General features: G+C 37.2%; 11 protein-coding genes and 1 pseudogene. 8 read left to right on the top strand and 4 right to left on the bottom strand.

The features are described 5' to 3' along the window. The first annotated feature begins 41 nt into the window (after window positions 1–41). On the top strand, window positions 42–1934 hold the full coding sequence (gene acs / locus AAGF08_RS06075) for an acetate--CoA ligase (RefSeq protein ID WP_343510244.1): 1893 nt from the start codon (window positions 42–44) through the stop codon (window positions 1932–1934). A 45-nt stretch (window positions 1935–1979) separates the two neighbouring features. Here the strand turns inward: acs and AAGF08_RS06070 are convergent, their stop codons facing one another. Continuing rightward, on the bottom strand, window positions 1980–2219 hold the full coding sequence (locus tag AAGF08_RS06070) for a hypothetical protein (RefSeq protein WP_343510243.1): 240 nt from the start codon (window positions 2217–2219) through the stop codon (window positions 1980–1982). A 39-nt stretch (window positions 2220–2258) separates the two neighbouring features. Between AAGF08_RS06070 and AAGF08_RS06065 the strand changes: the two genes are divergently transcribed. The 4 genes from AAGF08_RS06065 to AAGF08_RS06050 all read left to right on the top strand — a co-directional run bounded on the left by AAGF08_RS06065 (window position 2259) and on the right by AAGF08_RS06050 (window position 6752). Beyond that, the gene (locus AAGF08_RS06065) at window positions 2259–4205 is read left to right on the top strand and encodes a DUF294 nucleotidyltransferase-like domain-containing protein (RefSeq protein ID WP_343510242.1); all 1947 of its coding nucleotides are present in this window, start codon (window positions 2259–2261) and stop codon (window positions 4203–4205) included. Window positions 4206–4249: 44 nt separating this feature from the next. After that, the gene (locus tag AAGF08_RS06060) at window positions 4250–4873 is read left to right on the top strand and encodes a 3'-5' exonuclease (protein WP_343510241.1); all 624 of its coding nucleotides are present in this window, start codon (window positions 4250–4252) and stop codon (window positions 4871–4873) included. Between the two features lie 129 nt (window positions 4874–5002). Next, complete coding sequence (locus tag AAGF08_RS06055) at window positions 5003–6244, top strand: hypothetical protein (protein ID WP_343510240.1); 1242 nt, start codon at window positions 5003–5005, stop codon at window positions 6242–6244. A gap of 19 nt (window positions 6245–6263) precedes the next feature. Then, entirely contained in the window at window positions 6264–6752 is a 489-nt protein-coding gene (locus tag AAGF08_RS06050) for a HEAT repeat domain-containing protein (RefSeq protein WP_343510239.1), read from the top strand. 39 nt (window positions 6753–6791) lie between these two features. On the opposite strand, the gene AAGF08_RS06045 is transcribed toward AAGF08_RS06050, so the two are convergent. After that, window positions 6792–8186: a DUF4403 family protein gene (locus AAGF08_RS06045; RefSeq protein WP_343510237.1), complete on the bottom strand. Its 1395-nt coding sequence runs from the start codon at window positions 8184–8186 to the stop codon at window positions 6792–6794. A gap of 75 nt (window positions 8187–8261) precedes the next feature. On the opposite strand from AAGF08_RS06045, the gene ytxJ reads away from it, so the two are divergent. Then, the gene (ytxJ, locus tag AAGF08_RS06040; protein WP_343510235.1) at window positions 8262–8603 is read left to right on the top strand and encodes a bacillithiol system redox-active protein YtxJ; all 342 of its coding nucleotides are present in this window, start codon (window positions 8262–8264) and stop codon (window positions 8601–8603) included. Window positions 8604–8734: 131 nt separating this feature from the next. Further along, window positions 8735–11569: an outer membrane beta-barrel protein gene (locus tag AAGF08_RS06035; protein WP_343510233.1), complete on the top strand. Its 2835-nt coding sequence runs from the start codon at window positions 8735–8737 to the stop codon at window positions 11567–11569. Between the two features lie 87 nt (window positions 11570–11656). On the opposite strand, the pseudogene AAGF08_RS06030 reads toward AAGF08_RS06035, so the two are convergent. Further along, window positions 11657–12021, bottom strand: a pseudogene (locus AAGF08_RS06030) (fasciclin domain-containing protein). A gap of 267 nt (window positions 12022–12288) precedes the next feature. Between AAGF08_RS06030 and AAGF08_RS06025 the strand changes: the two are divergent. Continuing rightward, on the top strand, window positions 12289–13317 hold the full coding sequence (locus tag AAGF08_RS06025) for a phenylalanine--tRNA ligase subunit alpha (RefSeq protein WP_343510232.1): 1029 nt from the start codon (window positions 12289–12291) through the stop codon (window positions 13315–13317). A gap of 86 nt (window positions 13318–13403) precedes the next feature. Here AAGF08_RS06025 and ccsA read toward each other — a convergent pair whose 3' ends face one another. Next, entirely contained in the window at window positions 13404–15923 is a 2520-nt protein-coding gene (gene ccsA / locus AAGF08_RS06020) for a cytochrome c biogenesis protein CcsA (protein ID WP_343510230.1), read from the bottom strand. Window positions 15924–15931: the final 8 nt, after the last annotated feature.

Raw genomic sequence — 15931 nt, 5'->3', positions numbered from 1 at the left:
GAGTCATTAAAAAATTAGATTATCGATAACCCAATAATATCATGAGTGATAGAATACATACCCTGAGCGGGTACTTGCATGAGTATCAAAAAAGTGTCGCACAACCTGAAGAATTTTGGGCAAGAATTGCCGATTCATTTTTTTGGAGAAAACAATGGGATCAGGTTTTAAAGTGGAATTTTGATGGGCCAGACGTTAAATGGTTTTTAAATGGAAAATTGAATATTACCGAAAATATTTTTGAAAGGTATTTATTTACTATTGGTGATAGACCTGCTATTATTTGGGAGCCAAATGACCCTCAAGAAAAAGGAAGAACAATTACTTATAGAGAACTTTTCCATGATGTTTGTCGATTCGCTAATGCTTTGAAAAGAAAAGGGATCGGGAAAGGTGATAAAGTAATTATATATATGCCAATGGTTCCGGAAGCCGCAGTAGCTATGCTTGCTTGTGCTAGAATAGGGGCTATTCATTCCGTTGTTTTTGCAGGATTTTCAAGCAATGCTTTAGCAGATAGAGTAAATGACTGTGGTGCAAAAGCAATATTAACTTCAGATGGTAATTTCAGAGGAAGTAAAAAAATCGCTGTTAAGTCTGTGGTTGATGAAGCTTTGGAAAAGAGTTCAGTTGAAACAGTCATCGTCTATCAAAGAACGAAGCAGGAGGTAAGTATGAAGGAAGGAAGAGACTTCTGGTGGCATGAAGTTGTATCCAAAGAAACAGATCAAAATATAGCGGAAGAAATGGATAGTGAAGATATCCTATTTATCCTTTATACCTCTGGGTCTACTGGAAAGCCAAAAGGCGTAGTTCACACCACAGGGGGATATATGATTTACTCTAAATACTCCTTCGAAAATGTCTTTCAGTATTCACCCGGAGATGTGTATTGGTGTACGGCTGATATTGGCTGGATTACTGGACATTCCTACATTGTTTATGGTCCTTTATTAGCTGGTGCCACAACATTAATGTTTGAGGGTGTTCCTACCTTTCCTGACGCAGGAAGATTTTGGGCCGTTGTCGAAAAATATAAAGTAAATCAATTTTACACTGCTCCTACTGCGATTCGTGCGCTACAGGCATATGGAACAGAACCCATAGAAGGGTATGATTTGAGTTCGCTCAAAGTTTTGGGCTCAGTTGGAGAACCGATAAACGAAGAGGCATGGCATTGGTACCACACGCATATTGGAAAAAATAAATGTCCAATTGTCGATACTTGGTGGCAGACAGAAACCGGAGGAATCATGGTTTCACCAATTGCTGGCATCACACCAACAAAACCGGCATATGCGACATTACCTTTACCGGGTGTTCAGCTATGTATTGTCGATCCAGAGGGAAATGAATTAAAAGGGAATTCTGTAGAAGGCAATCTATGTATCAAATTTCCTTGGCCATCAATGATCCGAACAACATATGGAGACCATGATCGATGTAAGCAAACTTATTTCTCCACTTACAAAGGAATGTATTTTACCGGAGATGGCGTAAAAAGAGATCATGATGGATATTATAGAATTCTTGGCCGTGTAGATGATGTGATTAATGTTTCTGGCCATAGAATGGGTACTGCTGAAGTTGAAAACGCAATCAATGAACATCCAAAAGTAATTGAATCCGCGGTAGTCGGCTATCCACATGATGTAAAAGGTCAAGGGATTTATGCCTATGTGATTTGCGATATGGCCAATCGAACTGAGGATAACCTGGTCAATGAAATCAAAGAAATGGTTTCAAAAATAATTGGACCAATTGCCAAACCTGATAAAATTCAAATTGTCCCTGGATTACCTAAAACCAGATCAGGTAAGATCATGAGAAGAATCCTTAGAAAAGTAGCTGAAAATAGTCTGGATAATATGGGTGATACCAGTACTTTACTTGATCCAGAGGTAGTCAGCAAAATTATTGAAGGACGAAAATAACATTCAATTTTAGAAAGAGTCAGGGTTTATTTCTTGACTCTTTTTTTAAAGCTTTGGTGCTGAATCTTCCTCTTCCGCATCTATTTGTATGGATGAAACAATGGAATCAGGGGAATCCATTTCTTGTTTATAAAAATTATGAACGCCTAGCATAAAGGCGACAATTAGTGCCCAGGTTATTTTCCTAAAAAATTTAAAACCCTTTTTTATCAGGTTCATTCTATTTTTCATAAATCCATTATTCTCAAATACCGTACCCGTAGAAAATTGATGCCATTCTGTCATTTTTGAGGTGAGAAGAATTGGAATTAGTATATTTCAACTATGGCCAATGTGATCGTCAATAGAGTTGCTGAGTTTTTAAAAAACTTTCCACCTTTTTCATTTTTAGATAAAGAAGATTTGGAAATGGTCGCTTCTGCTGTAGAGATCAAATATTTTGACAAGGATGAAAGTTTATTTCTACAAGGTCAAGTCGCTCAACCTCATTTTTTTGTAGTCAAAGAAGGCGCCATTGCTTTGACAGAAAAAAAAGATTCAGGAGAAGAAATCATTGAATATTGTGATCAAGGAGATGTTTTTGGAGTTCTCGCATTACTTGGAAAACGCCCCTATGTATTAAGTGCTCATGCAGCTGAAGATAGTTTACTTTACTTTGTTCCGGTTTCCGTTTTTGAGTCAATACTAAATCAAAATAGCAGAGTAGCATTATACTTTGCCGCAGGATTTGCAAGTGGGCAGGTGGTGGTTAGGAAGGATCTTTCCGAAAGTCAACGAGCAAGAAAAATATTTAGAAATGACTCGTCAGATCATTCTCTTTTAATCTTTTCAGACCCTTCTGTGGTAAAAATTTCTGAGAATGTTTTAACTGGGAATGAAAGCCTTAATATTCAGGATGCTGCAAAAAAAATGGCTTTTGAGGAAGTTAGCAGCATTGTCATAGTCAATGCTAAAAATCATCCCCTCGGAATAATTACAGACAAAGATTTAAGGAAACGGGTTGTTGCAGAGGGAATTCCTCTTACCACACCGGTTTCCAAATTAATGAGTGCGGATTTAATCGTAAAAAAAAGTGATTCCTCCTTTTCAGATTTATACCTCTGCATGATTAAAAACAGGCTCCACCACCTTGTTCTAACAAAAGATGGAACTATTCATAGTCCGGTAAACGGAATCATTTCTGATCATGACATCTTACTATCTATGGGTAATAGTCCTGCTGTTTTGATTCATGCCCTTTTAAATACGCTAGATATAAATGAAATGAAAATGATCCGGGATAGAGCCGAACAAATGCTTCGCTACTATCTGGAAAATGAAGTTTCGATGGATTTTGTCGCATCAGTAATGACTGAAATAAACGATGTGATACTTAGCCAGGCAAATATTATAGCCTTTAAAAAGTATGCAGCAGACTATCCTGAAATCGAAAAAGTAAACTATTGCTTTTTGTCTTTAGGAAGTGAGGGAAGAGAGGAACAGCTACTTAGGACCGACCAGGATAATGCTATATTATATGAGGATGTACCAGAACATTTAAAGGGAAAAGCTTCAGAATACTTCCTAAAAATCGGATCACAAATCGTAGAAGTATTGATCCATTGCGGGGTTTCATCATGCCCTGGAGACATCATGGCAAGCAACCCAAAATGGGTAAAGCCCTTATCAAAATGGAAGGAATATTTTTCAGATTGGATTTTAAAACCAACAGAAGAAGCGCTTTTAAACTCGTCTATCTTTTTTGATTATAGGCCTGTCGCAGGCTCGAAAACACTTGCTGATAAGTTAACAGAACATATCTATGAAGAATTGGGTAGGAAGCATTTCTTTTTAAATTTCCTAGCAAAAAATGCCTACATGAATCCTACCCCTCTTGGTTTTTTTAAGGGATTTGTAGTAGAAAAATCTGGAGAGCATAAAGACGAGTTTGATATCAAAGCGAGGGCTATGATACCTTTGACGGATATAGCGCGACTGCTGATATTCAGTCATGGAGTTGTTAAAATCAACAACACATTTAAGCGATTTGAGAAACTAGCCGACCTTGAACCCGTAAACCATGATCTATTTATACAAGCAGGAAAAGCTTACGAGATTTTGATGCGTATGAGAGCATTAGAAGGCCTTCAAAATGGAAATAATGGGAGGTATATAAATCCAGAAAAGCTAGGCAAGCTTCAAAAACAACTTTTAAAGAATACTTTTGCCCCTATATCGGAGCTCCAGGAAATTATCAGAGTAAGATTTCAACTTGATTATTTTTTAAAATGAGTTGGTGGCTGTTTAATCGAAAAAAAGCAATCCAAAAAAGCTTTGTGAAAGACTATCTTGAAAAAGCCAAAAAACCAATTCCTAGCATTCGTAGTTTCGATCAGCTCAATTTTGTTGTGTTGGATACTGAAACTACCGGCTTAAATCCGGCAGAAGATCATATTTTGTCTTTCGGTGCAGTAAAAATTCATGAGGAAAAAATTCAAGTGTCATCCTCGGTGGAATGGTATTTAGATTCCACTAAAAAAGGAAAGGAATCAATAACAATTCACGGCTTAATGGGAAATGAAAAAAAAGTTTCTTTAGAGGACTTTTCTATCCAGTTATTAGAATACCTGAGTAATAATATTCTGGTGGGTCATCATTTGGGATTCGATTTAGAAATGTTGCAGAAAGCCTTAAGGCCAGTGGGCTTAGAAAGTTTCCCAAATCCTTATATCGATACTGCTAATCTTGCAATTCGCATTGATCATGGGTTATTGGTAGATCGGAGTAGGGTAAATCTTAAAGAATATACGCTTGATTCACTTTGTCAAAGATTTAAAATAAAAACTCATGATAGACATACGGCAAGTGGAGATGCCTTCCTTACTGCAACTATTTTTCTGAAATTATTGAAGTTAGCTTCAAAGAAAGGAATAACTAGTTGGGGTCTTTTAAATAAATGAGAGAACTGAATAAGTTATCGATTATTTTTTTTTTACAAAACTAAAATAAATTTCTCTTAACTCATTTGTATTCAGGTAAATATCCTTATATTATATAGGTTTTTTGTCTCATTTTTCAACTATATTTCTATGTCAAAATTTAAAATAGACCCTCAATTACTTGTGCAAAATGAGCTCTTAGAAAAGCTTAAGAATTTGCAGGCTATTCCAGTAAACCCAATCACGGCAAAGTATTGGGCACTTGGCGGATCAGGAGGTTGGCTTGGCGTTGCTACGACTGGAATTTTAAAATGTCCAGATGGAATCGGATCATTCCAACATTATGTAAACGGATCGATTTATTACCATCCTTCAACAGGAGCACACGAGGTGCATGGTTTGATTAAAGCTAGATGGAAGTCTTTAGGTTGGGAAAGAAGCTTTCTTGGTTATCCCAAAACTGATGAAACCAAAACTCCAGACGGGATTGGACGATACAATCATTTTCAGGGAGGGAGCATTTATTGGTCTCCTTCAACGGGCGCTTGGGAAGTTCATGGAGCTATTCGATCCAAATATTCATCTTTGGGTTGGGAAAGAAGCTTTTTACGCTATCCGCTAACAAATGAAAATACTTGTCCAGATGGAGTCGGAAGATATAATCATTTTCAGGGAGGCAGTATTTATTGGAGCCCTAGTACTGGAGCTCACGAAGTCCATGGGGCAATAAGATCTCATTGGGCATCTTTGGGCTGGGAACGAAGCTTTCTCGGGTATCCTATCTCTGACGAATTGGTTGTTTTTGGAGGTGCAGGAAGAATTTCCCATTTCCAACATGGAAGTATTTATTGGTCACCTACGGCAGGGGTACGGGTTTTGAGAGAGCGAATTCGAGTGCATGTAAAAATCTTAACCACTCCTACCAGATTCACTATCAATGAGCAATTTGCAGCTATGCAAGATGTTTATGCAGTAGCAGGAATTCGTGTGGATTGCGCCTCAACAGAAAATTTAAATCTACCATCTCTAAACGATGTGGATGTGGGCGGATGTACAATGGGCTCTGTGACTGCTGAGCAAATCACATTATTTGGAAACAGAAATTTCGTAGGATCAAATGATGTGGTGGTCTATTTCGTGAACAGTACGGTACCTGGCTATAACGGATGTGCAGCTTTTCCTTCGGGAAGACCTGGATGTGTGGTCGTTAGAACAGCGAGTAGATGGACATTGGGACATGAGTTTGGACATGTTTTAGGTCTAAGTCATGTAAATAATAATGATCGTTTGATGACTGGAAATGGTACTTTTAATATTACCAATCCTCCACCAAACTTGACATCTGGAGAATCAAGTACAATGAGATCTAGTGGACTCAGTACAAATCTTTAACCCAAAATTTTTAGAACTTATGGCACAATCAAGAAAAAAAGCAGTTAAAAAAAGCTTTGATCCTCAGGAAGTATTAGACTTTTTGAGACAGGACGAGTTGGATTACCCAGCTGGAGCTAAAAAATTTGGAAAAGATGCGATTCCATTTCTATCTGACTTAATCGAAGGTACGGATGAAAATCTTTCTATGAAAGCAGCATACCTTGTGGGATACATTGATGATGAAAGCGTCGGGGATGTATTAAAAAAGGCAGCAGAAAAAGGTTCATCTACCATACGGATTGCTGCTGCGTATGGAGCGCAAAAAAGATCTCCTGAAGTTGCAGAGGCTATTTTATCACGATCATTAGAGGATAACAATCCTTCCGTAGTCAAGTTTGCAATGAAATCAGTCTCTAGTATGAAGCTGGGAAAAAAACTAAAATCAAAAATTGATCACATCTCCAAGAATTTTCTTGATGATGATATCAAGAACTCAGCTAAGGATTTGATAAAAAAAATCAAATGATTAATTAAATAATGGGGAAGTTGATTACTTCCCCATTATTTATTTCCAATCAACATTAACCTTTCCATTTGCTTTTATGTGAACTATCAATCCATTCTTCGCAGGATAGAAAGCCTCAGGATCGATCTCTAAGTTTTCAATAGTTAAATCAGCAATTCCGGTTTTAATACCAAGTCTTTCTTGAATACTGAATATACTTTCATTTAGCGTTTCTCCAATCGGAAAGTTGGCCCTTTTCTCAATTTGCCTGATTATTTTTCTCTTTTTAAGTCCAACACTTGTCTGTGCTCCTAGGTTTCCACTTTCTAATTTGAAGTTTATATCAGTGAAATAAAGGCTCTGGGAGGATTCATCATAAGCAGGCTTTCCAATCACATAAATTTTCCCAGGAAGGCTTTTTCCATTTGTTTGCGTAGCAAGAAAATCCATCTTGATTTGAAGAAATTCTCCAAAAGCCTCACTACTGATATTACTCGGAGTCAAAATTGTTTTTTTATCAACCCGAATAGGAATATTGTTCAGATTCTCACCTAGAATCTGATCAAGTTTATTATAGCTGAAAACCCAAGGAAGTGTAATCCCCAAATAGTTTTCAGAATCCTCGTTTCCTGTGATTTTTGGAAGAGGGAAAGCTCTACTTGGAACTGCATTTTCAGGATGGGTATTTACTTTTCCATTGAGCCCTAGCCAAAGATTTAGATTTTGATCTTCACCAAAATACTCCTTCAGCCTTACCGATTCCGGTTGAATAGAAAAAGCGGATTTTTCTCCTTCCCAATCAATCATAAAAGGTTTTCCCACTTGATTCCATGCTAAATCTATGAAAGGTTTTAAACTGAAAATTGATTGAGAAGAGCCCAGATTTTCATCTCCCCATTTCGTGATTTCTTTCTCAATAATCCCGCTGAGATCAACCTGCATTCCCAATAAATTCAAACTTACCTGACCTCCCAAGTCAACCAATTCAAAATCCTTGATCGAAATACTCCAATCAGGGTTGATAGTAGGATTGACAATAATCACAGGAGAAAGATTTTCATTCAGTGGGAGTTTAGACTGTAGAAAACTACCAAGTCCTCTTTTTGAAAGCCCTAATTCTCCCTGAATTTTAAGCGGCAAGGTCAATTGAATTCTTTGACTGTCTAATGTCACATAAGTTGGTTTCCCGTTTCTGCTTATAAGCAATCTCCCTTCTACATTTCCCATAGACAGATTTTCATCATCGATTAAAACTTGAGGAATTGCTTGATTAATAATCCTATAAAGGGTGTTTTGAGGAACTTGAACTGGAACATTAACCGAAGATAAGGCGGGAGGTGCTGTTTTATAGGGGGGGATATTATTTGGATTAAACGATTTACATGCAACAAGAAAAATTAGTGTTAGGTATAAAATCGGTTGAAGCTTAAATAAATTGGTTTTGAATATTTTCATTTTTTGAAATTTCCTTAATTAATCAGGGAACTTTATCTTCCCCAAAAATATTGCCCCTTTATAAAAGGAACGAAAATGAATTGGAATAAATTAACACAACTGGAGCAAATTGAGGATATCAAAGCTTTAAGCGAAGATATTCCAGTGATGATTTTTAAACATAGTACTCGGTGTTCTCTGAGTAGTATGTCCTTGGATCGATTGCTGCGAAACTGGAAAGACGAAGATCATAAGAATATTGTGCCCTATCATTTAGATATTATTGAAAACAGGGAATTATCCAATCAGATTAGTCAGGAATTTGGAGTTCCTCACCAATCTCCTCAGGTATTAGTAATTAAAAATGGAGTTTCAGTTTACGATAACAGTCATTTTGGAATTTCATATCCAGAAATCATGGATGTTATCAAGAATTAATTAAATTTTTAAATGGTTTTTTAGCCATTTATCCTCTGAATTCCCCATTCTAATTTTTCTCTAGTTACGTACTAAACCTTTGGCATTTTTCTTTGGTCAAAGGGGTAGATATTTGCGCAACTATGAGAAACATGTATAAATCTATTTTTTTATTTTTTTGCTTCCTGCTAGTGGCAGAAGCGTATGCCCAAAGACCTCAAATAAAACTGACCGGCATAGTGATGGATGGCTCCACCAAAACTCCCATGAACGGTGCTAATATACTGATTAAAACATTGGCTGATTCTCTTTTACTAGGTGGTGTTACAGACGCTCAAGGTAAGTTTGAAATTAATAGACCGATGATCCCTCAAGTTAAAATCGAAATAAAATTTATTGGCTATGAGACGATCACCCGAACCCATAGCTTCAGGGATCCTGCAGATTTGGGAACTTTAGTTTTAAATGAGGATACACAGACTCTTGGTGAGGTGGTCATCGAAGGGCAGTCTCCTGTTGGAGAAATGAGAGGCGATACTACTTCATTTAACGCGTCGGCTTTTAAAACTCAACAAAATGCTCAGGCAGAAGACCTAATCAGAAAGCTACCAGGTGTCACCATTCAGAATGGTGAGGTCCAAGCACAAGGGGAAACAGTTCAAAAAATTCTAGTAGATGGAAGAGAGTTTTTCGGTTCAGATCCAAATATCGCATTAAGAAATCTTCCTGCAGATGCTATCGATAGGGTTGAGGTATTAGATCAAAGATCGGATCAAAGTAGATTAACCGGATTTGATGATGGAACATATACAAAGACAATTAATATCATTTTAAGGGAAGATAGAAAAAACGGGCAGTTTGGAAGGGCATATGCTGGATATGGAACGGATGATCGATATTCAGCTGGAGGAAGTATTAATCTTTTTAGCGGAGACAGAAGGATTTCTATTTTAGGGTTGGCGAATAATATCAATCAGCAAAACTTTTCAAGTCAGGATTTGGCAGGAGTCAATGCAAATAGTTCTAGTGGTGGGGGAAGAGGCAGAGGTAGAGGAGGCTTCGGTGGTGGAAATAATAATTTTAATGCGGGAAATAGCAACGGTATTAACACCACCAATTCCTTAGGCTTGAATTATTCTGACAAATGGGGTCAAAAAGTAAATTTTACAGGAAGCTATTTCTTTAACAACTCCGCAAATAAATTACAACAGATCACAAACAGAGAAACTGTAGTAAATGAAAATTTGACCCAGTTTTATCAAGAGAACCTGATCAGTACAACAGATAATTACAACCATAGAGTGAGTGGTAGATTGGAAGCAGATTTAAATGAAAAAAATTCATTCATCGTAACTCCAAATATTTCTATCCAAAACAGCAAGAGCTTTAGTGATAGAGATGCCTTAACAACTGCAAGCACTGGAGATTCTTTAAGTGCTTTGAGATCAATAAACAGTGCCGAAAACAAAACATATAACATCTCCAACAACATTACCTATCGATATAAATTCGATAAAAAAGGAAGAACATTTTCCACAGATATCAATACCACATGGTCTAATCGAGACCAATATTCAGATCTTTTAGCAGCAAGTATTGACTATAACAGAGATAGACTCGACACTACTCTTCAAGAGACTTACACCCTTTCAAAAGGATTTAATTACCGAATCAATGCAACTTTGACGGAGCCATTGGGAGAAAAGTCAATTGGTACGCTTGGTTATCAGGTTGGAAACAATAAATCTGATTCTGATCAAAAAACTTATGTATTGGGAGCAGAGCAAGGTATTTATATGTTGGATACGGCATTGAGTAATGAGTTTATCAACAAGTTTATTACTCAAAGACTTCGAACTGGATATGCTTATAGCAACAATGGATTGAATCTTAATTTTAACTTGGATTATCAAAACGCCCAATTAAACAATGAAGCTTTCTTCCCTGAAGCTGGAGTTTTCAAAAGAAGTTTCAATAATCTATTGCCTGGAGCCAGCTTAAGCTATCGAAATAGAGAAACAGGAGTTTCTTATCGATTGAGGTATAGAACAAATACTGACGAGCCGAATGTATCTCAGCTACAAAATGTGGTAAATAACCAAAACCCGCTAAATCTAAGCATTGGAAATCCTAATTTAGGTCAGAGTTATAATAACAACATCTTCGTAAATATGAGTAAGATAAACATGGAGAAAAATCATACCATGTTCATGTTTGTGAATTATTCAGGAACAAGCAACTACATAGGAAGTAGCACTTTTATTACCGCTCAGGATACCTTGATCAACGGAGAGATTTTATTGAGACCGGGAGGTCAAATTTCACAGCCTGTTAATTTGGATGGGAATTTCAGAACTACATTCTTTTTTACTTACGGAACTCCAATTAAAGGATTCAAAACTCAGTTTAACATGAATACCCGGGTAAACTTCAATAGAATCCCAGGTCTAATTAATGGTGAGAAAAACCTAAATGATAATTTATCTTTAAGGCAGGGAATCACATTCACTTCCAATATCAGTGAAAACGTAGATTTCACGCTTAGTACAACAGGAAATTATAACATTGTAAATTCTAGTTTACAATCGACTCAGGATAACAATTACTATGTTCAGGAATCAAATCTTAGGTTGTACTATTCTCCGAATGGAGGAAAACTCTTTATAGGAAACAACTTGAATCATAGCTTATATAGCGGCCTTTCTGAAGGGTTTGATCAGAATTTCTGGCTCTGGAACATCGAAGGTGGATATAGATTTGCCAAGAATAATAAGGCTGAGTTGAAAGTAATGATCTTTGATTTGCTTAACCAGAACAATAGTATCCAAAGAACTATTTCTGATGTATCGGTGACAGATGTTTTCACCAACGTATTGACAAGATATGGGATGTTAACATTTACATATATTATTGGAAATTTCAAACAGCCTGAATCTTCCAATAATCCTTGGGAGAGAAGAAGACCCGGCGGAAGTAGAACCTGGTAACAAAGAATAGCGAGAAATAGTTAGAGCTGTCCTTTTTTATTGGACAGCTCTTTTTCTTTATTTTAATCTGATTAAAGTGACTTTATATCACATTTTTGGAAGTACTACGGTATCCACGGAGTGAATCACTCCATTTTTCTGCCATACATCGGCGATTAATACTTTAGATTGACCACCGTTTTCATCTGTAATATAAAGATCTTTGCCTTTCATTCATGCAGTTAATTTTCTGACTTCAGCAACGTCTCAACGGTTCCTGAAGGAAGTTTTTCAAAAGCAGAGTTTTCCGGAGCAAAAACTGTAAATGGCCCTTTCCCTTGAAGAGTCTCCACTAAATCTGCTGCCTGTACAGCTGCTACCAAAGTAGTGTGGTCTACAGAGTTTATTGCGTTTTCAACGATGTTTTTTGAGGGATACATTTCTGCACCTCCAACCATTACTGTTTTTTCCATTTGAGAAAAGGCAAAATTCGCAGAAAGGAAAATGTAGACACCGAAAGCGAATTTGAAGAAGTTTTGAATTTTCATGATCTGATTTTTAATGATTTTGTGATTTTTATTTGGTTGGAATTACGCAGTACATCTGGATTCTGGATTGAGCAGACCTTTGAATTTTTAATATTTTATTTTTTTGCTGACTTTAAACATGCATTCCTTCCTGATTTTTTCTCCGATAAACTCTAAAACCCTTAGCTTTGTGGCTTGATAAAATGGCAAGGCATGTATCAGGAAAAAATTGAAGCTATAAAAGCGGCTATTTCAGCGGCAGATGCAAATACACCGGAGGAACTTGAATCTTTCAGAATGGAGTTTATCTCCAAAAAATCTGTCGTAGGTGAGCTTTTCGCAGGAATGGGGAAAATCCCAAATGAAGAAAAACGTGCTTATGGGCAATTGGTAAATGGCGTAAAGCAATTGGCTGAAGCCAAGTTTCAAGAGCTTATAGAGAAAGTTAGCCAGAGTAATAAAAAAACGAAATCCGCTGATATTGATTTGACTCTACCTCCTTCTAATCAAGGATTAGGTGGAATTCATCCCTTAACAGCGACTAGACAAAGAATCATCGATATCTTCGAAAGAATCGGTTTCAATCTATCTGAAGGTCCCGAAATCGAAGATGATTGGCATAACTTTACAGCCTTAAACTTCCCTGAAAATCATCCGGCAAGGGAAATGCAGGACACCTTCTTTATAGAGAAAAATCCAGATATTGCTCTGAGAACTCATACTTCTTCTGTGCAAGTCCGTGTGATGGAAAACCAAAAACCTCCTATCAGAACTCTTTCCCCTGGAAGAGTTTATAGAAATGAGGCGATTTCAGCTAGAGCGCATTGCATTTTCCACCAAGTGGAAGGACTTTATGTTGATGAAAATGTGGGCTTTGCTGATTTAAAAAACACCTTATATCACTTTGCCAAGGAGATGTTTGGCAAGGGAACCAAAGTACGATTCAGACCCTCTTATTTCCCATTTACAGAACCTAGTGCAGAGATCGATATCACCTGTCTAATCTGTGGTGGAAAAGGATGTAATGTTTGTAAAGGAACAGGCTGGGTAGAGATAGGTGGTTCAGGAATGGTGGATCCAAATGTTTTGGAAAATTGCGGGATTAACTCAAAAAAATATACCGGATTTGCATTTGGGATGGGAATAGAGCGGATTGCGATGCTGAAATATCAAATAAAAGATCTCCGTCTCTTCACTGAGAATGATGTAAGATTCCTCAAGCAATTTACCCCTTTGCTTTAGCGGAAATTGGATATAACTTATCATAAAAATAGCCCGATGTTTATCGGGCTATTTTTGTTTTAAGATATATAAGGACTGAAACCCACTTATTCCAACCCTTTATCTCTCATCTTTTTGAACTCATCAAATCTTCTGAATATGGCTACCGAAAATCCGGTAAGCATGATAATCGTTCCGATCCACAATACATTGATATAAGGCTTTACAATAGCCTTCATTACCACATAATCTTTTTGGTATTGGTTGACCTTAAAGACAAACTTGTTGTCTTCAGGGAGAATATTCTCCAAAGAAATTTTTATCCCAAGTTCCGAATCGATGACAGGAATTTTCCCAATCTGACTATTTCGGATTATGAAAGTTGGCTCAAGAACTTTTTCTACATCATAATCCAAAATTCGAAGTTTTGCTTTCACGGCAACATCTCCTTCTTGAAGAATATATCCATCCAGCTCTTCTAAAACTTCAGCTCCATCAAAATAGGTGACAAAATCAGCAACGTGGAATTGCTCTCCAGGAGCAACTTCGTAAATCTCATCATCTTTCCAATCTGGATCTTCATAATCATTCATTGCAGCAACGTAGGTATAAAGATCTTTATCAAAGTAGATTTTAGAATCTGGAGAAGAAATCAAACCACCCATACTCGAGTTAAATTGAGACATAGGATTTAGTGAAAATTGAAGTTTCTCGTTCTGGTAATAATCGATTTTGAAGTAATCATTTTCCTCCAAAACCAATTTGACTGTATCCCCTTTTTGGAAATAATCTTTATATCCTTCTAGTGCAACAGATTCGTTGACATTTCCAGTTGTCTCCAAAATTTTTGCTGGAACATATTCAGGAACCCCAACTACTTTTTTCTGACGACCGCGATAGGTTACAGTATAGTCTTTCATTTGTGTTGGCTTATTGATCCAAAGCAACACATGCTCTTTGTTTAATTCATCTTCCCAGCTATTGCTATATGTCAAACCAGACATGTTAATTGAAATCACATCGGAATAACCGGAACTGAACATGATTCCAATTAATACCATTCCCAATCCAATATGTGCCAATGAACCTCCTGCAAGCTTGAAAGTAGACTTCTTCAGAATTTTAGCTAAAATAACCGCATTGGCAACAATCGTAAATGTTCCTGCCAAAACGATGATGATATATTTCCAATCATATACTTTGGCCAATACGATGATAGCTGCTGAGATCAAAACAGAAACAATGTATGGGGTGACAAGCGTATCTTTCAAGGTTTGCTTATCCATTTTCTGCCACCAGAAGAACTGGCCCACAGCCGTAAGCAAAGCTAAGACCACTGCAAACCACAATTGAAATTTTGTATAAAACTCTATTTGATCTGCCGGAGGCGCCATATTTGAAATACCTCCAAAGCTTTCCACTAAGGTATTCCAAACCGGAATTGAAGTAGGAAGGATTACCTGGAATGCCATCAACCCTAATGTGGTCGCTCCAATGAATACCCAGAATTCTCGTGAATAAACAGATGCTTCTTTTTCTGAGGTAGGAATATGTTTCCATGCTCTAGCTGCAAGAATAATCGCAACTAATAGGAAAAACAGCATATAAATCAACAACTGGCCTGACAATCCCAAGTCTGTAAAAGAGTGAACCGAAGCGTCACCCAATACGCCAGACCTTACTAAAAAAGTTGCATAGAGAACCAATATGAAGGTCATGATCACCAAAACAATTGATGTTTTTAATGCTGTAGCACTTTTCTTGAACGTGATCATGGTGTGGATTGCAGCAACTAAAACCAGCCAAGGTACATACACTGCATTTTCTACAGGATCCCAGTTCCAATAACCTCCGAAGTTTAGGGTTACATAGGCCCAATAAGCACCCATGATTATTCCCATTCCCAGAATCATAGCAGAGAAAATTGCCCAAGGAAGGGCAGGTCTGATCCATTCAGAATATTTCTTCATCACCAATCCACCCATTAAAAAGGCAAAAGGTACTAGCGTTGAGGCATATCCAAGGAAAAGAGTAGGAGGGTGGATCACCATCCAGATATTTTGTAATAAGGGGTTAAGCCCAGTACCATCCTCAGGAACAAAATCGGGATTAATTTGGAAAATAGGAGCTTGTGTGGCATCTCGAAGCAAAATAAATGGAGAGCTTCCAATCTTCAGATCTCCAATTACAACTCCTAAAATCATGGAAACCAAAAAAGCCTGAACCAGGGCAAAAACTACCATGACAGGCCCTTCCCAAAACTTATTGGTATTAATGATGATCACACCTAAAACTACATTCCAGAATATCCAAAGGATGAATGCTCCTTCTTGACCTTCCCAAAAACTGGAAATCATGTAATGAACAGGAAGTGCTTTCGAGCTATGCGAATACGCGTAAAAATACTCGTATCGATGATTGTAGATGATTTCAAAAAGCGAAACAGCTATTAGTGTAGCAGAAACACCATGGACGTAAAAACTGATTCTACTGAATCTTCTCCAGCTAGCTTTATCTAGTTCTTTTGCCCGGAAATACTGAATATATGCATAAGCCGTAACCAATGCACTGACAAAGGCCACAATGGTCATCATATGGCCAAGATTTCCTATAAAGGTATTGATCATGGATTTGT

It is taken from the genome of Algoriphagus sp. SE2, from assembly GCF_039563885.1.
GTDB lineage: Bacteria > Bacteroidota > Bacteroidia > Cytophagales > Cyclobacteriaceae > Algoriphagus.
This window is presented reverse-complemented; position numbering and strand designations above follow the sequence as displayed.